Here is a 24072-nt window from a genome sequence, read left to right on the forward strand (position 1 = left end):
ATTGGCAAACAATGGTTCTGGTAAAAAGCAGCTGCAGTTTTTTCCTTTTTCAAAAACAGAAATGAAGTGTCAGTTGCGGAACATGAACAACCTGTGCCAAACAAAAATAGAAAGCATCGCTGTTGCAGTGTCTGCGAAATCCTTTATGGTATTGCTTTTTTTGAAGGTTGCGACATGAGTGGAACGTGGGGAGGGTATATAAAGTTGGCGTTGAGATCGCCAGATTCCGATCAAGTATTAATTCCCGTTTTTAAAAGCTTGTTTTTTTCTGCTGTAATTTCTTTGCATCGTGAAAACAGCTGCTTAGGCAAACCTGCAATTTTTTAGTTAAAGGCTGTACTGTTCGTTGTTTTAAAAACAATATCCCAGTTATATTATTTCTAACCTAAACGATAAAATGCAAAACAAGACAAACCGCAAGAACGTCGCCAGCATGCATGCGCAGGGAAATGCGCCCTGATGATGACTGGCTAATAAAAGAATCCCGGTGTTCCGTCGCCAAACTTTCCACCGGGTAACGACTAACGATCTCAATCAATCATTTAATCATTAATTAAAAGTATGTCATCTCAACATATTAATACCTCCTTTTTCTCTCCATTTCTCCCCAAAATTTCAGCCGTAGCCTTCTTGTTGTTCGCAGGAACCAGCGCGCACGCGCAATCCGGCATATTGAAAGGTTCCGTTATGACCGCTGATCACAAACCTGCTATATCAATCAGGGTAGTGGTGAAGGAAACGGGAAAAACAGCTGCCACAGACGAAAATGGCAGTTATAAATTCGGCAGACTCGCAGTGGGAATGTATCATGTGGAAGCGAAAGGTGTAGGATTTGAATCAAAGACTCAGGAAGTGCAAATCGAAGCGGGACAAGTTGCTCCGCTGGATTTTGAACTCAAAGAAGATAATAAAACATTACAGGAAGTAACCGTTTCGGCAGGTTATAACAAATTTGCACGCAAGCAGACAGATGGTATCGCCAAAATGCCGCTCCATAATATGGAGAATCCACAAGTCTACAATGTGGTGCCTAAAGAATTATTGCAGGATCAGGTGATCGTAAGTTATAACGATGTACTGAAAAACGTGACAGGCGTGAGTCAGTCGCTGGTGAATGGTTCCAACTCGTTTAATCTGCGTGGATTTTTTACGACTAGCTATTTGCGTAACGGTTTGCAGGATGCAAAGCAGAATAGCATTGAAGTAGCGAATATCGAGCGTATAGAAGTATTGAAAGGTCCGTCTGCAACGCTTTTTGGAAGTTCATTGACTTCCTTCGGCGGTTTACTCAATCGTGTTACCAAACAACCTTATGAAACTTTTGGCGGTGAAGTTTTGTACACTGCCGGTGGTTATGGACTGAGCCGCGTGACACTGGATGTGAATACGCCTTTAAGCAAAGAAAAGGGGCTGTATATGCGCACCAATGCGGCTTACGATAATGAAGGCAGTTTTCAGGATGCCGGTTTTACTAAACGCTTTTTCATTTCGCCGTCTTTGTTATATAAACCGAATGATCGCGTAACCGTTTTGCTCGATGCAGAAATTTACTCACAGAAGTCCAATGATTTTAACCGCTTGTTTCCACAGCTTTCTTTTACCAAAACCAATCCGCGTGATTTAGGCATCGACTGGACCAAATCTTATAGCAGCAACGATTTGTATGAAACTAAACCTTCTGTTTCTGTCTATGGTAAAGTAGATTACAAGCTGTCGGATAACTGGCATTCGCAGACCTCTTTTTCGCAGACTAATTCGAGTGCGGAAGGCTATTACAGCTGGAACTCAATTCTTGGAGATACAGTTGTTTCACGCAATCCTGGCTATGAACACTCCATTTACCGTTACACGGAATTGCAGCAAAATTTCAACGGTGATTTTAAAGTGGCGGGTATGCGTAACAGGGTAGTGCTTGGTCTCGATTATCTTGCCAATACCACTACTTCCACCAGCGCTACTATTTACGGTTTTGACGAAGTGTCGATACAAGGGCATGATCCGCGTTATAATGAACTGACGCCAACTTCCCTGGCTGCCGCTTTATCAGATGTTCCGTATAGCAATAGTGCGGCTACGCAAAATACTTATAGTGCTTATGTTTCCGATGTACTCAACATAACGGATAATATTACCGCAATGGCTAGCGTCCGTGTCGATCATTTTGTAAACAGAGGTACGCATAACATCAACAACGATACCACTACCGGACAATACAAACAGACTGCGCTATCGCCGAAATTTGGATTGGTGTATCAGATTTTGCCGCGTAAAATTTCTCTTTTCGGTAACTACATGAATGGCTTTAGTAACAATGCGCCTTCGGCTCAGCCTGATGGTACACTGACAACTTTCAAACCAAGTCAGGCCAATCAATGGGAAGCCGGAGTAAAATTTGATCTGTTTAACGGACGTTTGAGCAGTACGCTGAGTTATTACCATATTAAAGTAAGCGATGTAATCCATGCCGATCTGACGCCGGGCCATTCAGGCTATCAGGTGCAGGATGGCGGACAATTGAGCAAAGGTTTCGAAGCGGAAGTAATCGCTAATCCATTTAAAGGATTTAATCTGATTGCGGGTTATGCGTACAATGACATCTACGCCATCAATACAAATCCCGACAGAGACGGCTTACATCAGTGGACAGGACCTGCGCAGATGGCGAATCTCTGGCTAAGTTACCATTTCTTCAACAATGCGCTGAAAGGTGTAGGTATCGGTATCGGGGGAAATTATAATGGCAAAGCTTATATCGGTCAGTCTGTTTCGCAAGGCGAATTTTACATTCCTGAGTACACGGTGCTGAATGCTGTATTGAGCTATCAGCATTCCTTTTATCGTGTGGCATTGAAACTCGATAACCTCACCAATGAAGTGTATTGGGGCAGCTATGTGAGTCAGATGATGCCAAGACGTTTCAGTGCAACAGTAGCTGTTAAATTTTAAAGGATGACTGTAAAAAGTATCAAAAAATGGTTTTGGGTACACCGCTGGACGAGTCTGGTGTGTACCCTTTTTCTGCTGCTGCTTTGCACCACGGGGTTGCCACTTATTTTCGGCGAGGAATTGGAACATGTATTCAGTAATGAAGCGCCTTATGATCCGGTATTGAAAGGTGCACCGGCTGCGAATATGGACGATATGGTGAAAGTTGCGCACAGCAAATATCCCAAAGATGTAATCGCCTTTATTTTTGTTGATGATGACGAACCGCAAGTTGTAGTTCATATGCGTCCTGGTCACAAAGCACGCAATGAGGAAGATCATGCATTGACGTTTGATGCACACTCCGGGCGACTGCGAAAAGATGAGCCGCCGCGCAACAAACAGACGCCTACGTTTTTGACTACGATGTTTTCGCTGCATCGCGATCTCTTCATGGATTTGCCAGGTGAATTATTTCTTGGGTTTATGGGGTTGCTGTTTGTTTTCGCGATCATTTCCGGCATTGTATTGTATGGCCCTTTTATGAAGAAGCTCGATTTCGGAACCATTCGTGCTGGGCGTTCTAAAAGGCTCAAATGGTTGGATCTGCATAATCTACTGGGAATTGCCACAGGGGTTTGGTTATTAGTTGTTGGTCTGACAGGTGTTTTCAATGAGCTATCCACACCGCTTTTCGGCATTTGGCAAATGACCGATGTAAAACAAATGTTGCATCGTTATGAAGGAAAACCAACCGTAAAAGATACTGAGTTGAGTTCGGTTCAACATGCATTCACCGCCGTGCAGCAGACCTTACCGGGCATGGAGGCTACGAGTATTGTGTATCCGGGAAATGCATTTGGCAGTCCGTATCATTATCTGATCTGGACCAAAGGAAAGACTGCCGTTACCAGTCGTTTGTTCAGCCCTGTATTGGTAGATGCGCGCACCGGACAAACAGATGTTATTGTAAAAATGCCCTGGTATCTGCGCTCCCTCGAATTATCGAGGCCATTGCATTTTGGAGACTATGGCGGCATGCCACTTAAAATACTCTGGGCCATTTTTGATCTGATTGCAATTATTGTACTACTTAGCGGCGTATACTTATGGCTGACACGTCAAAAGAAATACAAAGCCTATTTCACCACCTTAAAAGAAGATACCGTTCATGAAACAGTGGCCTAAGAACGTCTGGAAGATGCCTGCAATGATGGCGCTTTGCTTCCTGATTGGATTACCAGCAGCATTGATGGGAAACCTTTTCGGGCACTTCGTCGCGTGGACAGCTTTGCTCATTCCGTTATTGGTTGTGTTTTTTAAAATTCGCAACAGCAAGAGAAAATTTTATTAGAACGCAGATACGCCTGAGTCAGGTGTCTTGAATTATTGCGTAGTCGGTGGCAACTGTACATAGTTGTTGCGGCTACGCAATTTGCGTTGCAGGAGTTATAGTGCTATGAGCGGCAGACCGCATGATGAAGGTTTTCGTTAGCACGACGAAGGAATGGCTGTTCGTAAAACAACTGCTTTCAGGTTGCCTGCAGTAAAGTATGTATATCTGTTTTGCTGATGTGGTGTTGTTTTATCTTCTTAAAAATCAATGAATTCGCAATTTTAATTCAAGAAATTACGAATGAACAAACGCCGTGACGATAATATCTTGAGCGCTTTTAAATCAAACCATCTGCTCATGTCAGGTATCTCTATCCACAAAGTTCTTATCCCTTATTGCCAAAGGGTAAAATGGCATCTGTTGAGTCTTTTGTCGCTGATGATTTTTCAGTTGGGACAAAGCGCAAAAGCTCAGACAATTCAAATTGGCACCGGTACCACAGTCACGGGTTATACTTCCGCCTCTCCGGTCAATAATTATTTCAATTACGAACACGTTCAGTATTTATTCACAGCAGCAGAGATCAATGCGCTTGGTATTGTAGGTCCGCAATTGATCGATAGCATCGGGTTTAATGTTGTTGTTGCGCCGGCTACAGCATTGGCAGGTTATACCATTAATATGGTTGGTACAAGTATGGCTGATCTGTCTACTCCGTACAGTGGTGCGCTTAATACGGTCTACAGCAATAGTACCGGTTATCTGCCTGTTGCGAATTCATGGAATATGATTGCCTTTCAGACTGGTTTTGGATGGAATGGCGTCGATAATATAGTGTTGGACATTTGTTTTGGTCCCGTTGCTTCAGGCAGTTCGGCTAGTGGTACTGTTCAGTTTACCACTACAGCCAATATGGGGAAATATGCGATTAGTAACGTGTCCTCTATCTGCGGACAGGCACTCACGAGCACGACCACTTATCGTCCGAATACTAAACTGCATTTTCATGGATATCCGGCTTGTACCGGAGCTCCGTCAATCACCACGCAAACAGCGAGCCCGCTGAATGTCTGTACAGGAGCTACACCAACACTTTTCGCAAACGTGAGCAACGCAAGCGGATTGACTTTTCAATGGGAAAAATCGGTGACCGGAGCTGCACCGTGGACGCCCATCGCGGGTGCAACCAATCTGTATTATACATTTCCGGCAGCCAGCTCAGCGTATTATCATATGGTGGTAACCTGTGCTGCGGGTACAGCAACAACGGGGAATCCGATATACGTGAATTGCAGTCCGGTGGCCTATGCTAGTATACCTTATGTTCAGGATTTCGAAAACTGGCAGAATTACTGCGACTCTTCAGATATTCCTGCCCTAAGCTGGACAAATCAGCCTGCACGCGGTAATAATTCCTGGCGGAGAAATGACAAAGGTCTCGCGGCAGCCTGGTACAGCACCACCAGTGGTTTATATAATACTGCATCTTTACAGGTGGCAAAAAGCGGCAGTTACAGCGCGCGTTTTCACACTTACGGAACGTTGTACGGTGCGCCGGTAACTACAGCTCCAGGCAATCTGGACCTGTATTTGGATTGCAGTGCTTCAGCCACGCCTAAAGCACTTTCATTCTGGTACAACAATTCTACCTATTCTTCGTATAATGGCGATACGCTCAGCATTCTTTTGTCTTCCGATGGTGGGGCAACCTTTACTACTGTTGGTAACCTCGATACATCCACGGCCTGGGTTCGCAAAGTATTTTCGATAGCATCGTCCGCTGCGCAAACGGTCATTCGTTTTCAGGGTCGCAGAGCAGGAACTGATATTTCAGACATCCTGATCGACAGTGTTTATGTTGGTCCGTCCTGCGCCAGTCAGCCTGTTGCTGGCAGCATTTTACCTTCAGGAACACTTACTGGATGTCCTGGCAATTTTTATATATTCAATGCTGCAGGTGCTACTATGGCAGGTAACATCAGCTATATATGGCAGCAAAAACTAAACGGCGCAAGCAGCTGGACCGCGGTTACAGGCGTTGTAAACAATAATGGATACACATTTACGACGCCAAATCTTTACGATACTATTCAATATCGTCTTATCGTAAAATGTCTCGGCAGCAATATGAGTGATACCTCGCAACCGGTTAAGGTTAATATAGTCCGCCCGGTATATGCCGCACTGCCATTTACAGAAGATTTTGAAAATTGGAATTCTCGTTGCTATACAACAGATATCCCGGCAAACTATTGGACAAACTATCCTACAACTGGCAATAATTCATGGCGTCGTGATGATCAGGGGTTAAGTGCCGGTTGGGGATCTCCGGCGGCCGGGCTCACGAGTCCGCTTTCCGTTTCTGGTGCACATTCGGCACGTTATCATGGTTACCTGGCTGCTATCGGCGCTGCCAATGCAGGTTTGCTGGATCTTTATGTTGATTGCAGTACAGCAACTGGTAATAAAGAATTGCAGTTCTACGTGAAGACACAAACGAGTGTATACGCAAACGATTCTGTAGTTGTACTGCTCTCCACAAATGGTGGTAACAGTTTTACGACGTTAGCAGCATTTGGGCCCGGTAGTGGCGGTTGGGACTATCATAGTGTAATGGTGCCGTCCAATAGTGCTTCAACAGTCCTTCGTTTTAAAGCCAGAACAGATCAGACGGGTTATGGAGATATTGCAATCGACTATGTGCGCTTGTTGCCAGCATGTACTGGCAAACCTTCGGCTGGGAATGTAGCACCGGGTATGCCTTGTGCCAATCAGGATTTTCAGATTACGTTACAGAGCAGCACGCAGGCAGGTGGTATTACTTATCAATGGCAGGATAGTATAGCCGGTAGCCCGGCATGGACTGCAAGCGGCATCGTCAATGCAACACAAGTCAATGCTATTGCAAATATTGCAACGCCGACTTATTTCCGTTGTATTGTCGCTTGCTCCACTTCTGGTCTGGCAGATACAACGCCAGCGTACCTCGCAAATATTGCGCCGTTTTATTATTGCTATTGTTATAGCGCAGGTGCCAATAGTACGCCTAGTTCAACAATGAATCTCGGTCGCGTGACATTACGCCGGAATTCAACCGGTGATACCATTTTGAATAATGGACCGGGTTTGCCAATTTATAGTTTCACGCCACTCACCGGTTATTCGGATTTCAGACATACAGTTGCTGTCGCTCCTGTTTACAGAGATTCTGTTTTTAAAATAAGTGCGCAGCAAGTTATGGGTGGCACTAGCGCCGGTACAGCAAGAATGTATGCATTCGTAGACTACAACAGAGATGGTGTTTTCCAGGCTTCGGAAATGGTTTTCTATGCGGCTCCGGTTGCATCTACTACACCGCCGTTAATGTCGACAGGTACGTTTATCATTCCGGATACTGCTGTGATCGGTGTCACGGGAATGCGCGTAATCATAGCTTCAACAACTGCAACAACGTTCAATCCTTGTAATAGCTATACTTACGGCGAAACAGAAGATTACCTGCTGGATATACGGTATCCGCCTTGTGATGGGCCGACTAATCCGGGGATTGCCATTTCATCGGATACCGCATTGTGTAGTGGTTATACGTTCCAGCTCTCCGATACAACTCATGAAAAACATCGTTCCGCTATCGTCTGGAACTGGCAGCAGTCTATCAGTCAGGGTAGTGCATGGAATGATGTGCCGGGTTCCGCAGGACGAGACACTTTAGTCTCTTTATTTAACAGCAGCGCGTGGTATCGTTTACGTATGATTTGCACCGCCACAAATGATACTACCTATTCGAATATTGCTAAGATCAGAGAAAAATTGCCTTACCAGTGTTATTGCTATAGCGAGGCAAATGGTGGTACTAACGATGTTTCTGATATCGGTGCGTTCAGTATTGGGAATTTTGTAATTAATACAGGAGGTCCGCATATAAAAAATCCGCAGGCTACCAGAAGCCACTCTGATTACACCAGCTATGGTCCGATTGAATTGTATGCAGACAGCACCTATGCGGTAATGATTGGCCATATTATGAGTGCCCAGCAGCATACAGATGCGCGTGCTACAATGTTTATGGATTTTAATAACAGTCTGGCATACGATATTCCTTCAGAAAGAATCAGCTTGATAAATGATGTGACCTCCGCTTCCAGATGGTTCCTGATCGACAGTGTGAAAATTCCGTCGGCTGTGGTAACCGATGTGCCAACCGGTATGCGTGTAATACTGAACAACAATATAGCGCCAAACGTCCCTTCAGACGAAGCTTGTGGTCCGTATACTTCAGGTGAAACAGAAGACTACGTTGTGATCTTTCGCAGGGCAAATCCGCTTTCTGTAAAAAGCAACATGCTCGTAAGAAACCTCGCTTTATATCCGAATCCAACGCAGGGACAGTTTACCCTTAGCTTTAAAGCCGGGCAGGAGATTCGTGATTTGCAAGTTGCAGTGATGAATATGTCTGGTCAACAATTGCTGCAGCAAAACTTCAGTAACGTAGGCAACAACTTTGTTCAGACCTTCGATCTCAGCCAGCAGGCGCGTGGTGTTTACTTTGTAGAAATCAAGGCCGACGGCGAACGTACCGTGCAGAAGGTGGTGATACGATAAAATTGAGTTCAAACTGATAAAGTCCCGCAACATCGCGGGGCTTTATTTTTTGTAGTCAGCGCCGGCGCTCCGGTTCAGCCGCAGTTGCGTCGCACTTTTCATCGGCAGGATATCCATTGTACAAACTGTACGAGTGCTCTGTATTGATCTGTTGCCAAGGATGAATCTTAAGATTGCAAAGCAATTGTCTTTTTCTAATCCCTGACCTCGACCGAGCCTGAAAAAAAAGACCAGATAAAATCTGGTCTTTTAAAAGTAGCGAGAACTGGGATCGAACCAGTGACCTTCGGGTTATGAGCCCGACGAGCTACCGCTGCTCTATCTCGCGATCTGGACACAAATATACGTTGAGTTTTTTGGTTTAACAAAGGCTTATTAAATATTTAATTTTCAATAGTATTTAATTGCGTATAGGGACCTATTTGTGTCTGAATAATGTCGCTCATTTTCGGGGAAGAAATGCAATTATATAGTGAGCTCGTATGTGTCAAAAAAAATAAATTGTAACTTTTTTTTAGCGGTTGAAGCGGAACGCACAGAAATGCAGGCAAATACTTCCGAAAACTTTTTAAATCTTTGCAAACTATTACATTTGTCGTATGCGTTTTTTCGTAACTGCCGTCACCCTTTGCTTGATAACTGCGCTTGGTTCAAATACAGCTTTCGCCCAGAAAGATGATAACTGGACTTTACAACGTTGTGTACAGTATGCGGTCGAAAATAATATCTCCATTCAGCAGAACGTTTTAAATGAACGTTTAGCTCGTCTTTCCTTACAACAGAGTCAGTTGTCACAGATACCTTCAGCAAGTGCTTCCGGTTCGTATGGTCGCAGCTGGGGTCGTTCTATTGATCCTACCACCAACCAGTTCGTGAATGGTGATTATGATTTCATAGGCGTAGGCGGTAATGCCAATCTGTTGATGTTCGGCTGGTTTCAAACAAGAAATACCATTGCTAAAAACAAATTCTCGGCCTTAGCTGCCAAAGCGGATCTTGATCAGTTAAAAGACGATGTGTCGCTCAATGTTGCAACCGGTTTTTTACGCGCGTTGCAGGCGCAGGAGCAGATCAACGTTAACCAGAAACAGGTAGAACTTTCAGAAGCGCAATTGGATCAGACACGCAAATTTGCAGATGCTGGCCGCGTGCCGGAACTGAACGTTGCGCAGCTGGAATCGCAATTGGCAACAGACAGTTCTAATCTTATTTCAGCGATTGCGGATTATAATGCCTCTATTCTTGATCTTAAGGCGCTGCTGAATCTCGATTTCGCAGTTCCGTTCAGCATAACACCGCCAGATATCAGCGTGGCTGATCAGATTCACCTTACAGAAATGGATCCGGAACAGATCTATGCGGTAGCGAGCGATCATTTCGGCTCCATCAAAAGCAGCCAGTATAAAGTGAATGCTGCGGAAAAAGGGCTGGCTGCATCAAAAGGCGCTTTGTACCCAAGTATCAGCAGTTCGCTGCAACTGCAAAGTAACTGGGCGAGTACTTATAAAGAACTTGGTGGTATTACAATCACTGGTGAGCAACCGACCGGTTCTTATGTTTACGATGGCACCACGCGTAATCCTGTACTGCAGCCAACTTACATTGCCAACTACAATAATGTTGGGTTAGGCCAGCAGCTTAGTAATAACTTCCGTCAGATTCTTTCTTTCAATCTGAATGTGCCGATTTTCAATGCGTGGCAATCGCGTTATGCAGTTCGTCAGGCGCAGGTAAATGTGGTTTCAAAACAGCTCGATCAATATCAGGCAAAACTTACTTTAAAGCAGAATGTTTACAAGGCTTACAATGATGCCCGCAACAGTGTTTCTAAATACTATGCGGCTAAACATGCAGCAGATGCGGCTGAGCGAGCTTATGATTTTGCACAGAAACGTTATGATCTCGGTCTTACTAATACCATCGAGTATCTGACGACTCAAAATAACCAGTATCGCGCGGATGCAAGTTTGCTCAGTGCGAAATATGATCTTATCTTCAGGTTAAAGGTGATCGATTATTATTTAGGTAAAGAATTAAAATTATGATTTATGGCAGAGGTTAGAGACGTACTAAATGAAGCGGCACATGCGGCAGGCAGCATTATACTGGAATATTTTCAAGGTAGTTTCAGGATAGAAAAAAAGGACAGCGTCAACAATCTGGTTACAGAGGTTGATAAATTGTCGGAGAAAGTAATCATTGATATCATCAAAAAATATTTCCCCGATCATAGCATTATCAGCGAAGAAGTAGGGGAGCTTATGCAGGATTCCGACTATCAGTGGATCATTGATCCGATAGATGGTACGGTTAATTTTGCGCATGGTATTCCAATCTGTTGTGTGAGCATTGGTGTTCGTTACAAAAATGAAATGCTCTACGGCGTCGTGTATAATCCGATGATGGATGAATTTTTCTTTGCGGAGAAAGACAACGGCGCTTATTTAAATGATGAACCAATTTCTGTTTCTGAAAAATCAGACTTTGAAACAGCTTGCCTGGTAACAGGATTTCCTTACAAATGGCCGGTTTCTAAAGAACATCCGATCCGCGTTTTCGAGCGATTTATCATGCAAGGACTTCCGGTGCGTCGTCTCGGATCGGCAGCTATTGATCTCTGCTGGGTTGCCTGTGGCCGTTTCGATGGTTTTTGGGAATACAATCTCAATTCATGGGATGTAGCTGCGGGTTATCTGATTGTTCAGGAAGCAGGCGGAAAAATCACCAATTTCCAGGGCGAACAGTATAGCGTTTTCGACAAAGAGACGTTGGCCACAAACGGGCTGATCCACGACGAAATGCTGCGCCTGATTACCGTCCACGAGTAGGTCGATAGGTTAAAACGCTAAAAGGTTAAAGGGTTGATGCGTTGATACGTAAAAAGGGTAATGGGTTAACGCCGTCGCGCCTTAGCGTGCGCCGTGAGAGGACCTATTTGTGCCTTTGCGAGAAACCCACTTGTGCCGGGAACCCACAAAGCAGGCCATCGCATAATGCTTCAACTACGCTCAACATGACAAATGCGGCGCGGTTTGTGGTTTGATATCTTGACGTTTGACTTTTCATGATTTTGACTTGCGAACTGTGGGAAACTGTCAACAGTCCATTGTCAACTGTCAATTGATTAATACCTTTGCGCCATTACATTTACCAAAGACATTTATATATGAGTGAAGAAAGAACAGAAGTATCGTCATTAGGGGAGTTTGGACTGATAGATCATCTGACGCAAAACAATGAAACAAGAAACGCCGGCACCATTTTGAGTGTAGGTGATGATGCCGCTGTGATTGATCAGTTTGGTCGTCAGACGGTTATTACTACTGATTTATTGCTCGAAGGCGTTCATTTTGATCTGATGTATACGCCATTGCGTCATCTTGGCTATAAATCGGTTGTAGTTAATCTTTCTGACGTATGTGCGATGAATGCGATCCCAACTCATATTACAGTCAGCATCGGTATTTCTAACCGTTTTTCCGTAGAAGCACTCGATGAATTTTACGAAGGCGTATATGCTGCCTGCGAAAAATACAATGTGGATCTCATCGGCGGTGATACTTCCAGTTCCTTAAAAGGTTTTGTAATCAGTATAACTGCGATTGGTGAAGTCGCGCCAGATAAATTCGTAACCCGTAGCGGTGCTAAAAAAGGTGATCTGATCTGTGTTTCCGGCGATCTCGGTGGTTCTTATTTAGGGCTGCAGATGCTGGAACGCGAAAAGAAAATCTTCCTCGAAAGTCCGGCTGTACAGCCTGATTTGGAAAACAGAGCTTACATTGTTGGCCGTTTGCTGAAGCCGGAAGCCCGTTTGGATATTATTCAATGGCTGGCAGAAAAAGAAATTGTACCGACTTCCATGATAGATATCAGTGACGGACTAAGCTCAGAGCTGAAACATATTTGCCAGAAAAGTGAGGTTGGCGCTGTGGTTTATGACGAGAAACTTCCAATCCATACCGAGACCAAAGAAGTCGCGATGGAATTTGAAATCGATGCGACAACTTGTGCATTGAGCGGCGGCGAAGATTATGAACTGCTGTTTACCGTTCCGCAAAGCGAATATGAAAAAATCACATTGAGTGAAAAGATAAGTGTAATCGGCTACGTTACCGAAGCTTCAGAAGGATTGCATCTGATTACACGTCAGGGCCGCAAGCATGAATTGCATGCACAAGGTTGGAATGCGCTCAAAGGATAAAAAAACTTTGAGCATTATGCATCTTTAATATTTTTTTCTATTTTAGGCTTAAATTATTCGCCCGGATGAAATTTTGGAAACATACATTGATAACTGCTTGCTCCTTTGTCGGTATCGCCAGCACCGTATTATACACTGCCTGCGAAAAAGATAGCTGTACAGATCTTACCTGTAAAAACGGTGGTTCCTGCGCGGACGGTTTTTGTCGTTGTCCGACTGGATTTGAAGGCGCACAGTGCGAAACAAGAACCGTAGATCGTTTTACAGGTACCTATTATGGCAACTCAAGATGTAATGCGTTGCCAAGTCTGGTAGATACAGTGGTTGTTTTCCTGAAAACAATGCCAAATACAGTAGGTTTAGTGAAAATGAGCAATATTACAGATACGCTGTATGGTACCGTAGCCGATAATGATATTACGTTCCCGGCTCAGACAGGAAATAATACTGCCCGTTATGTGAATGCTGTAATAGATGGTAATGCTAAAAAAATCACCGTTTACGACCAACAGATTTATGACGTAGCAGCCAATAAGCAGAACGTTTGTAATTTTATCGGTTTTACACAAACACAGCCATAAATATCAACTAAATATATTTTGCAGCCGGACAGTCAAGTCCGGCTTTTTTTATGCCTGAACCGCTAGAATAAGCGCCCAAATTCAGTAGATTTGCGCCATGTCCATTAAGGTATCTTCACTTACCAAAATTTACGGAACGCAAACTGCGGTAGATCATATTTCCTTCGAACTGAAAAAAGGCGAAATTGTTGGTTTTCTGGGCCCGAACGGTGCCGGTAAATCCACAACCATGAAAATGATTACTGGCTATCTGCCGCCGACTGATGGTACTGCTTCCGTATGTGGTTTTGATATTCAGCAATCACCAATGGAAGTGCGTAAGCGCCTCGGTTATTTGCCGGAGGCAAATCCGCTGTATTTTGACATGTATGTGCGTGAATACCTCGAATTCAGTGCCAATATTCACAAGCTGGGTAATAAAGCAAAAGACCGCATCGAAGAAATGATTTCTATGACTGGTCTGAGCAAGGAAGCACACAAAAAGATCGGTGCATTATCTAAAGGTTATAAACAGCGTGTTGGCCTGGCACAAGCCATGCTCCACGATCCGGAAGTGCTGATTCTGGATGAGCCGACTTCAGGCCTCGATCCGAATCAGATCGTTGAGATCCGCGATCTGATCATTAATATCGGTAAGGAAAAGACGGTTTTACTCTCTACGCATATTATGCAGGAAGTTCAGGCCATGTGTAGCCGTGTCATCATCATCAGCAGCGGTAAAGTAGTGGCAGATGATTCTATCGCCAATCTCCAGCAGGGACATTCTGTTCAAGATGCGTTAATTGTAACGTTCGAAAAGAATATCGATGTGGCGATGTTCAAACAATTGAAAAATATTGGCCGTGCCGAATCAATGGGGCAAAATAGTTGGAAATTCTTTACTTCAAAACCAGATGTACTGCGTAAAGAAGTAATGCAATGGGCGCTGCAGAACGATATCAATATCCGTTCGCTGCATGAAGAAACACAAAGTCTGGAAGAAGTATTCCGCTCATTGACGATAAAGTAGTAAATAAAAGGTGGCGGATATAAAGCTGCTTTGATATAATAGAAACGGTCAGATGGCTCAATGTCGTCTGACCGTTTTTTATTTGAGTCTTTTCTGGTTTAAAATTTATAACGTTTACTCATAACTAATAACGTACAACTCAAAAACTTTGCACTACATTCGAAGTAGAGAGCGCACTATAAATTTCCCTTCCATTTATTGAACCGTAAAGCAGCTAAAAAATCAAACTGTTTTCACAATGACATTGCAACATTTCAAACCGATGTGCAAGGCAGCTTTATGCCTCGCCACTTGCTTTTTGACGGGGACCAACAGCAAGGCACAAAAGAAGTTTACACTCTTCAACGCGATCCATTATCGCAATACGCCGGATCTGACGAGTCAATCGGTACACAAACTGAATCTTTTCTATGAGGTGCATCTGCTAGACGGGAGCAAGCAGCCGAACGATGATAGTATTCGCAAGGCGGCACTAAAATCGGAGCGCGGAGTACCGGTTACGTTAGATATTGAATCCTGGTCTTTCGCGTCTGGCGATATGGACGAAACGATCAGGAAGTATGAACAGGCGATTCATACATTTAAACAGGCCAATCCAAATGCGCCGCTTGGGTTTTATGGGGTGGTGCCAGAAAATATCATTCATAAATGGCGGAAGATGCGCTATACCGAAAATTCGGATTACAGCAATTGGCTCAATACAAACCTGAAACTGAAACCGATTGCCGATAAAGTTGATGTTTTTTTCCCGGCATGTTATACGTATACAGATGATACGATTTCCTGGAAAGAAGCGGTGACGGCAACGATTAAAGAAATAAAAAAATACAGTGCAGACAAACCTGTCTATGCATACATCTGGCCGCAATATCATGGTGGATTTCCGAAGGGCATTCAATTTATAGATCCTAAGGTCTGGAAATTTGAACTGGAAACTTTGTACAATTTAACTGATGGTGCCGTCATTTGGAGTGGGAATAGGGATGCCAACAATAACGTCATCAATTGGAGTGAATCAATGCCCTGGTGGCAAGTGACGAAGGATTTTATCCGGGAGCATAATATAAAATAGGGCCGGAGTCAAAGGTCAAAGGTCAAAGGTCAAAGGTCAAAGGTCAAAGGTCAAAGGTCAAAGGTCAAAGGTCAAAGGTCAAAGGTCAAAACAGATAAACTTTCTAAGTTACAACTTAAGACGTACAACTTAGAACTTATAACAAAAAAGCCTCGCATTGCGAGGCTTTTCAATTATTCTGAGAAAACTTATTTCTTCATGTACATTACTTCTTTCACCAGGCTTACAGTGCGTGGTACATCCGGCAGATAAGCTGCTACGAGTGTTGGCGCGTAGTGCATGTTTGTATCTGCAGAAGTGATACGACGAATTGGAGCATCGAGATAGTCGAATGCTTCTTTCTGTACACGGTAGCTGATTTCAGAAGAAATGCTTGCCATTGGCCATTGTTCTTCAACAATTACCAGGCGGTTTGTTTTCTTCACAGATTCAACGATTGTCTGCCAATCCAGCGGACGGATGGTACGGAGATCAATTACCTCGGCACTAATGCCATCTTTCGCCAGTTCTTCAGCAGCGCCCAATGCAACTTTCATCATCTTGTTGTAAGACACGATTGTTACATCAGTACCAGCGCGTTTGATATCTGCTTTACCGATCGGGATCAGATATTCCTCTTCAGGAACTTCGCCCATATCGCCATACATTACTTCACTTTCCATGAAAACTACCGGATCAGCATCGCGGATGGCAGATTTCAGCAAACCTTTTGCATCGTATGGATTAGAAACAGAAACTACTTTGATGCCCGGAATGTTTGCATACCAGTTTTCGAAAGCCTGAGAGTGTTGTGCACCCAGCTGACCTGCAGACCCGTTCGGACCGCGGAAAACGATCGGACAGCTAAACTGGCCACCGCTCATAGAAAGCATTTTTGCAGCGTGGTTCAGAATCTGATCCAGTGCCAGTACGGCAAAGTTCCAGGTCATAAACTCAACAATCGGACGGAGGCCGTTAGAAGCCGCGCCTACGCCGATAGCAGCAAAACCAAGTTCTGCGATTGGAGTATCGATAATTCTTTTGGCGCCAAATTCATCAAGCATACCCTGACTTACTTTATAAGCACCATTGTACTGAGCCACTTCTTCACCCATCAGAAATACATTCGGATCACGGCGCATTTCTTCTTCCATTGCTTCACGCAAGGCCTGACGAAAAGCTATTGTACGCATATTTTCTTTTTAGTTTGTTTGTGTTTATTTTTTTGGTTCTTGTAAAGTCGGCTGGTTGCAAATTTGTAAAGTCAACTTTGCGTATGAACAACTTAACGATGTTACAAAAGGCGACCAAAGATAAGCAATCAGCTTTATTTTTTCATCGGTTTGAAAGTTGCTGTGCTGGTAATTCCATCTTCGGTATATTTTAATTTCAATAAGGTATCATTCAGCGTCACAATATCCATTTTTGTTTTGTCGCCAGCGCCTTTCATGGCCATGTCATCCAGTATCAACGCTCCTTCGTCATCAAAATACCAATTTGCCGAGTCGGGATTGCTACCAAAGCTTAGTACTGCTACTTTATCTGGTCTGAATTCAAATATGGTATGTTCTAAAGTATATTGCTGTACCATTTTTGCTTCATCCATCTGTGCACGCAATATGGTTTTGATCGTGTCTGTATTCGGAACGCCATACAATGCCATGTTCATCTCCGGCGTCGTATGCTGTCCCACAGTATCCATAAACTGCTGTTTCTCCGCCATGTCCTTATCGAGCGTCTCGTTTTCCAGACTGATAGCCTGCCATTTTCTGGTGATCAGATCTCTTTTCTGATCGCCGCAAGAAGCAAATACCAAGGTGAAAGAAAGTAATAAAAAGGTATTTCTCATATTCTTATACAGGAATGTGCTTTAATGTGTTTAATATGGTGAATGTGTTTTTAATGGGGGTGATTATTGTGTTTTTAAAACTAGCACATTCATCACATTTCCCACATTCATCACATCATCTCATTTATGTATTTAAGTGTGGGCACACATTCATCACATTGCCCACATCAAACACATTCAATCTATCGTTTTACCAGTTGCTGAAAATAGGCTTTCCACTGTGGATCGGTAAATAAAGCATCAAGATTGCCATAATTGGCCTGATCTGTAGTGCGTGGATACAATTTTTTAAGCAGGGTATAGCGTGCCGCATCGCTGTCCATCGTTTTTGCGAATGCTCCTACCTGTTTTGTGTTGAAGCAACCACCGATCTGTTGGTTCAAATAACCGAGGCGCGCTTCTTCCGAACTCTGTGCCATCACTTTTTGGTAAATCGCATCAAATGTAGCATCGGAGATTGGATCAGGACAGTCGCTATTGACAATTGCGGCTTTGGGTGCATTGTCCGTAGCTGCGGGAGCTGCCGTTGCCGGTGTACTTGCATTGTCTTTATTGTCGTCTGCGTTGTTTTCGGATGCCGGCTTTGCAACGGTACCCACAACTGCGGCACCGGCTACAACTGCCGTCGCCACGTTGCCTGCTGTGTTATGGTCGTTGCTCAGTTCTATATTATCCAGAAACTTCGGCTGCCCGTCGTTTGCTGGTTTCGTTTGTGTTGCCGCTGTTGTTGATTGCGTTGCTTTTGCGGGTTGCGGTGTATCATTTGCTGCTGGTGCAGGTTCGGAAGGTACCGTTGCCACAGGAACCGCGGCGGCTGCTACCACATTCGGTGGCGGCGGCGTTGGCGTTTGTCCTGCATTAAATAAAGGTGCATGATCGTCGGTTGCGGCATTGCCGGCCTGCAGATAAAACTGCTGTTGCAGATCATATAATGCAAACTGGCCATTTCGTTGCGTCAGCATAAAACCACGATAACCGTTTTCGGGAACCTGTACAATAAAATGCTGCGCCGGATAAGCGTTTTGCTGAAAAAGAATGTCAATATTTACCTCGCCGGCAACCAGCTTTGGTATAATGCAGTAGTTTTTGCCATAGCGCGGCAACATTTCGCCCTCCAGCTTTACATAGAAAGGCGTTTGTTTATCGCCCTGTATATATATATAGGAGTACGACTGTGCCGCTAGTTCAGTGATGGAAAAAGCAAACACGAGCAAAAAAAGCAATTGTTTGCTTAGGAAGGTTTTCAGCATATTATTCCATTTCTATAAGAATCGCACCTTTTTCTACAGCGGTACGTTCATTTACTTTGATCGCCTTTACTGTAGCGGGCGCAGTAGCCTTCAGCACGTTTTCCATTTTCATTGCTTCCAGAATCAGCAGGCCGTCACCTTTATTGATCTGCTGGCCCGGTTCTACCAATACTTTCAGTACCATGCCCGGCATTGGCGCTTTGACAGGTTCTATTTTCTGCATGGCTTTCAGATCCAGACCCATGCTCGTGAGCAGTTGATCGATCGGCTCTTTTACCGCCACTTTATATATTTGTCCGTCAATACGGAGCGACAATTCTTTGTTTTTAAGGTCCACATTTTCAACCATCGCCGTATAACTGCCACCGTTGTACAATATGCTGATCAGTCCGTTTGGCTGATGTTGAATATCCAGTTCCGCAGCCTGTTCGTTGATCGTCCAGTTTGTTTCTTCCTTTGCAACGGCAAATCCGTTCTTGTCATTAATAGTAATCTGCAGCATGATGCTGATGTGTTTAAGCTCACAAAAATAGTCAATGTATTTGATGTGGGAAATGTGATTTTAATGTGATAAANNTTTATCACATTAAAATCACATTCGGGCACATTGAATTAACCCTCTTTTTCCCTTACCGCTTAGTTTACTAATTGCACCCAAAAAAACTACTTTCGCATGATCAATCATTTTTTTACTGCAAGCAGCAGTTATTATTTATGAAATACACGCTCCCGATTTTAGGAATAAGCACAGCGCTTTTGTTTAGTTGTGGTCCTTCCAAAAAAGTTGTTACCCAGAATATCGTGATGGATACGCTCACGGTTAGTGCAAAGAATAATCCGCTGGATATTTACAGAGCTGCTTCGCCAATACGCTGGCAGATTGCCAATACCCGCGTCGCACTCAGTTTCAATTTTAAGGAAAAGACGGCAAATGGCCGCGAATGGATCACCATGCATCCTTACAACTATGCACAGGATACCATTTTGCTTGATGCTAAAACGATGAAGATCGACAGCGTGTGCATCGTAAAAGGTATCACCATGAAGCAGATTCCTTTTCAGTATGCAAACGATCAACTGCGTCTGAAACTGGACAGAACATACACCTCCCGCGATTCCGTGCAGTTATATATTCGTTACACAGCGATGCCTTACGAAGCAAAAGAAGGCGGTAGTGCAGCGATTACAGAAGATCGCGGATTGTATTTTATCAATACTGATTATAAAACACCAAACAAACCAACGCAGATCTGGACACAAGGTGAAACCGAAGCCAACTCACATTGGATGGTGACTTTCGATAAACCAAACCAACGTTCTACTTTCCAGATTGAACTTTCCGTTCCGGATAGTTTCCAGACTTTGAGCAACGGTGCAGTCGTGCAAACCAGCAAAGCCAACGGCATGCGCACCGATGTATGGCGGATGGATATGCCGATTCAGGTGTATGCTGCAATGTTTGCCATCGGTAAATACGCGATTGTAAAAGATGAGTGGAAAGGCAAGGAAGTAAATTATTATGTAGAAGAAAAATATGCGCCTTCCGCAAAACTGATCTTCAACAACACGCCTGAAATGATTGGTTTCTTCTCTGACATCACCGGCGTTCCTTATCCCTGGAATAAATATGACCAGGTTATTGCGCGCGATTATGTTTCTGGTGCGATGGAAAATACAACTGCCAGCTTGTTCGGCGAATTTGTAAACCAAAACGCGCGTGAAATTGCGGATAATAATTATGAAGACGTAGTATCGCATGAATTGTTTCACCAATGGTTTGGCGATTATGTTACTGCAGAGTCGTGGTCAAACGTTACGGTCAACGAATCATTTGCCAACTATGGCGAATACCTCTGGCGTAAACATAAATATGGCAAAGAATGGGCGGATCAGCTCGCACTGGCCGATTTGAACAAATACCTGGATGCGTCGGCTTACAACGATCCAACTCTGGTTCGTTTTTACTACCGTGATAAAGAAGATCTTTTTGATCGTATCTCTTATGAGAAAGGCGGCGCTACGCTGCATTATCTGAATGCATTGCTTGGTGATTCTACTTTCTACAAAGCCATGAAAATCTATCTGACGAAAAATGCATTGCGTCCGGCAGAAGCAACTAACTGGCGTTTAGCTGTGGAAGAGGCGAGTGGTGAAGACTGGAACTGGTTCTTTAATCAATGGTATCTGAAAGCTGGTCACCCGAAACTGGATATCAGTTATACATACAATGACTCTGCCAATAAACTGGAAGTAACTGTTGTGCAAAAACAGGCAGACAGCCAAAACAAGCCTTATAAAATGCCGCTCAAAGCTGTCGTAATTTATGGCAATAATGTGTCGGTAATTGACTGGACGGTTAAAGACAAGAAAGAAGTATTTTCTTATCCTTATCAGAATGGTGTGAAACCAGTATTTGTACCAGATGCAGAACATTGGCTGCCGGGCGAAATTGTAGAACACAAACTTCCTGCGCAATGGCTGGCACAATTCAAAAACACCGCTGATTATATCAATAAACAACGTGCGCTGAAAAACTCCTACAAAGTGGATGACAGCAGTACCACAGCGTTGTTTGATCTTGCATTGAACGATAAAAGTAAACTGATACGAAAATATGCATTGAACCTGCTGGCGGTTTCCAACAATAATAAATGGATCGACAGATGGCGTTCACAAGTAATGCAGATGGCGGTAAATGATAACAATAACAACGTTCGCGCAGCAGCATTTACAGTATTGTCTGCATGGAAAGTAAATCAGGCGAAACCTGATATGATCCACGCGGTAAATGACAGTTCTTATTTTGTTGCAGGTGAAGCATTGGCTGGTGTAAACGCGTTCGACAAAGACACTGCTTATATTCTGGCGAAAAACCTGATGCATACGGATCCGCAAAGCACCCTGCGTTCTGCGATTTTCAAAATTATCGGCGACAAAGCCAATGGCAGCGATATTGATTTCTTCGCCACACAATCGACTTCTGTGAGCGGTACTCGTAAGTTTGAATACGCAACCAGTCTGGTTACTTACCTGAAGAACGTGAAAGAAGAAGATGCTTTCGAGAAAGGCATTAAAATGTTGGGTGATCTCTGTGTACAGGAAGCGATTTCTTCTTACAAAGGTTACCTGAGCAATAATATTTTTATGGTGGGTAAATATTATAAAGATAAAATCGGAAAAGCGGACAATGCGCAAAAGCGTCTTGATCTGGTAAAAGTACAGGAGCAACGTATGATCGATGCAGAAACAGATGCTGATGCGAAAAAAGCACTGGAAAAGCAGATGAAAGACAATTCTTAGATACCAGTAAGTTCATTGATTAAAAAAGCTCGTCTCCGCAATTCTGTGGAGACGAGCTTTTTTATGGCCGGTCGATTCCTGGTCGTCTGACCACTCTCTAAATCCTGTACAGGACTTGTTCCATTTCTGTACAGGATTTGTGCAAGTCCTGTACAGAAGTTGACTAACTCTTCCGTATGATTTGGAGAAAAAGTACAGACTTTTTGGTCGCATCTTAAGGGGACTCTTTATCACGCGTTTGTAAATATTTTATTTTCTCAGGTCTAATGCTTTCTCCTTTCCGGAATGTGTATTAATTTAATATCAAACCTTTTCGATATGACCCTCAAAACCTTTACTCTGTCGATAGCGGCTTCGCTATCACTTCTTAGCTTCGGCAACTCAAAAACAAACGCGCAGGCACTGCCCATCGCCTGGCAAAAAGTAATCGGCTGCAGTGGTAATGAAACGCCAAGATCATTTATTGTTGACGATCAAGGCGATTATATCGTAGCCGGAAGTGCGAGTGACTCCTGCGAATTTACAGGACCCTTAACCAGCCTCAATAGCGCATGGATTATTAAACTGGATAGCGGTGGCAACAAAATATGGTCTGCTGCGCCCGGTGGTTTTGGTACGCATGCCTTTAATAAAGTTCGGCAAACACCGGACGGCGGCTATATAGCTGTAGGTTTTGGCGCTCCGGGTACAGCACAGGATTATGATTTCTGGATTGTGAAATTTGAGCGTAATGGCAACATGCTTTGGGAAAAATATTATGGTAGTTCCGCGGCAGATTGGGCGAGTGATGTTGTAGCAACTGAAGACGGTTTTATGATAGCTGGCATAGCCGGGCACTCGGGCAATGTACCCGACGATGGTGATGTGACTGGCTACAAGGGGTTGGGTTCTGACGGTTGGGTCATTAAACTGGATACGCTGGGGAATCTTTTATGGGAGAAAACGTATGGCAGTAGTATGTCAGATGGTCTGACCAGTATTCTGCAGACGACCGATTCGAATTTTGTGGTTACTGGGACGGTTAGTGCAATGGATAGCGATGTAGTAACCCCACTACACGGCGGTAATGGAGCATGGTTGGTGAAAATAAATCCTACAGGGCAGATTTTATGGAGTAAGACTTATGGCGGATCAGGCAGTCAATCGATCTATTCCGTTTTACAAACTCCGGATGGCGGTTATTTGCTCGGCGCTTCGACAAACTCAAATGATTTTGATGTGTCGGTTAACTATGGGAATTATGATATGTGGGCCATCAGAACGGACGACACAGGGAAGATCATCTGGCAGAAAAGCTATGGTGGAAACAATGCCGATAATTTTGTATCGTTCACTAAAAGTATGGAAGGCGGTTATTTGTTGATCGGCGCGTCAAGCTCAACCGATGTGGCAAATACAACAAACCATGGCGCTCTGGATGCCTTCGCTATTAAAGTAGATGATAACGGTGTGGTAGAATGGAATCAGATGTACGGAGGCAGTGCCAGCGAAACGCCTTGCGATATACATCAGCTTTCCGATAGCTCATATCTTGCGGTAAGCGCCAGCAATTCCAGTGATGGAGATGTTCCAGTAAATTATGGTGCTAATGACGCCTGGTTGATGCGTTTAGGCAACAAAATTATCAATACCGGTGTTTCCAATCTGAATAAAGAATTCGGTATACGCGTTTATCCGACAATGGCACAAGATATCGTAACTGTTGAAGCTGCCTATGATATTTCAAAAGCTACTGTACAATTGTTTGATCTCTCCGGAAAGAAAATAAGTCTGCCAATGACTAAGACTGGTCGTCAATTTGTATTGCAGACCGGCAGCCTCGCTTCTGGAATGTATTTTGTAAACGTAAGAACAGGTAGGGAAGAAAGAACGTTCAAGATTGTGATCAATTGACAATAATGGTCGGACGACTCAAAGTCGTCTGACCATTCGGGCGTATCCTTCATCAAGCAGTTGTATGACGCGGAT

At 43.9% G+C, this 24072-nt stretch carries 15 protein-coding genes and 1 tRNA gene; 11 read left to right on the forward strand and 5 right to left on the reverse strand.

Going from position 1 to position 24072, the window contains the following annotated elements; genetic code table 11:
* The first annotated feature begins 561 nt into the window (after window positions 1-561).
* The 3 genes from DN068_RS20030 to DN068_RS20050 all read left to right on the forward strand — a co-directional run bounded on the left by DN068_RS20030 (window position 562) and on the right by DN068_RS20050 (window position 8863).
* Window positions 562-2946, forward strand: coding sequence for a TonB-dependent receptor (locus DN068_RS20030; RefSeq protein WP_111000728.1), 2385 nt, complete (start codon window positions 562-564; stop codon window positions 2944-2946).
* Between the two features lie 3 nt (window positions 2947-2949).
* Window positions 2950-4113, forward strand: a complete 1164-nt coding sequence (locus DN068_RS20035; protein ID WP_111000729.1) for a PepSY-associated TM helix domain-containing protein — start codon at window positions 2950-2952, stop codon at window positions 4111-4113.
* Between the two features lie 448 nt (window positions 4114-4561).
* Window positions 4562-8863, forward strand: a complete 4302-nt coding sequence (locus DN068_RS20050) for a T9SS type A sorting domain-containing protein (RefSeq protein WP_111000731.1) — start codon at window positions 4562-4564, stop codon at window positions 8861-8863.
* A 256-nt stretch (window positions 8864-9119) separates the two neighbouring features.
* On the opposite strand, the gene DN068_RS20055 is transcribed toward DN068_RS20050, so the two are convergent.
* Window positions 9120-9191: transfer RNA gene (locus tag DN068_RS20055), tRNA-Met, on the reverse strand.
* Between the two features lie 271 nt (window positions 9192-9462).
* On the opposite strand from DN068_RS20055, the gene DN068_RS20060 reads away from it, so the two are divergent.
* From DN068_RS20060 to DN068_RS20085, 6 genes are all read left to right on the forward strand, one after another.
* Complete coding sequence (locus tag DN068_RS20060) at window positions 9463-10908, forward strand: TolC family protein (protein WP_111000732.1); 1446 nt, start codon at window positions 9463-9465, stop codon at window positions 10906-10908.
* A gap of 3 nt (window positions 10909-10911) precedes the next feature.
* A complete protein-coding gene (locus tag DN068_RS20065) occupies window positions 10912-11691 on the forward strand; it encodes an inositol monophosphatase family protein (RefSeq protein ID WP_111000733.1) in 780 nt (259 codons plus the stop codon).
* Window positions 11692-12029: 338 nt separating this feature from the next.
* Complete coding sequence (gene thiL, locus DN068_RS20070; RefSeq protein ID WP_111000734.1) at window positions 12030-13064, forward strand: thiamine-phosphate kinase; 1035 nt, start codon at window positions 12030-12032, stop codon at window positions 13062-13064.
* 65 nt (window positions 13065-13129) lie between these two features.
* Window positions 13130-13645: a hypothetical protein gene (locus DN068_RS20075; RefSeq protein ID WP_111000735.1), complete on the forward strand. Its 516-nt coding sequence runs from the start codon at window positions 13130-13132 to the stop codon at window positions 13643-13645.
* 97 nt (window positions 13646-13742) lie between these two features.
* Entirely contained in the window at window positions 13743-14654 is a 912-nt protein-coding gene (gene gldA, locus DN068_RS20080) for a gliding motility-associated ABC transporter ATP-binding subunit GldA (RefSeq protein ID WP_111000736.1), read from the forward strand.
* Window positions 14655-14892: 238 nt separating this feature from the next.
* Window positions 14893-15726 (forward strand): hypothetical protein, encoded by an 834-nt coding sequence (locus DN068_RS20085; protein ID WP_111000737.1) that lies wholly within the window; start codon window positions 14893-14895, stop codon window positions 15724-15726.
* Between the two features lie 188 nt (window positions 15727-15914).
* On the opposite strand, the gene DN068_RS20090 is transcribed toward DN068_RS20085, so the two are convergent.
* The 4 genes from DN068_RS20090 to DN068_RS20105 all read right to left on the reverse strand — a co-directional run bounded on the left by DN068_RS20090 (window position 15915) and on the right by DN068_RS20105 (window position 19306).
* Entirely contained in the window at window positions 15915-16898 is a 984-nt protein-coding gene (locus DN068_RS20090) for a pyruvate dehydrogenase complex E1 component subunit beta (RefSeq protein WP_111000738.1), read from the reverse strand.
* 134 nt (window positions 16899-17032) lie between these two features.
* Window positions 17033-17554, reverse strand: coding sequence for a hypothetical protein (locus DN068_RS20095; protein WP_123985425.1), 522 nt, complete (start codon window positions 17552-17554; stop codon window positions 17033-17035).
* 182 nt (window positions 17555-17736) lie between these two features.
* A complete protein-coding gene (locus tag DN068_RS20100) occupies window positions 17737-18804 on the reverse strand; it encodes a DUF4476 domain-containing protein (RefSeq protein WP_111000740.1) in 1068 nt (355 codons plus the stop codon).
* A gap of 1 nt (window position 18805) precedes the next feature.
* Window positions 18806-19306, reverse strand: a complete 501-nt coding sequence (locus DN068_RS20105; protein ID WP_111000741.1) for a biotin/lipoyl-containing protein — start codon at window positions 19304-19306, stop codon at window positions 18806-18808.
* A 212-nt stretch (window positions 19307-19518) separates the two neighbouring features.
* Between DN068_RS20105 and DN068_RS20110 the strand changes: the two genes are divergently transcribed.
* Both DN068_RS20110 and DN068_RS20115 read left to right on the forward strand, forming a co-directional pair.
* Window positions 19519-22104, forward strand: coding sequence for a M1 family metallopeptidase (locus DN068_RS20110; RefSeq protein ID WP_111000742.1), 2586 nt, complete (start codon window positions 19519-19521; stop codon window positions 22102-22104).
* A 318-nt stretch (window positions 22105-22422) separates the two neighbouring features.
* A complete protein-coding gene (locus DN068_RS20115; protein WP_165836471.1) occupies window positions 22423-23997 on the forward strand; it encodes a T9SS type A sorting domain-containing protein in 1575 nt (524 codons plus the stop codon).
* Window positions 23998-24072: the final 75 nt, after the last annotated feature.

It is taken from the genome of Taibaiella soli, assembly GCF_003236175.1.
In the GTDB taxonomy this organism is placed as follows: domain Bacteria; phylum Bacteroidota; class Bacteroidia; order Chitinophagales; family Chitinophagaceae; genus QKTW01.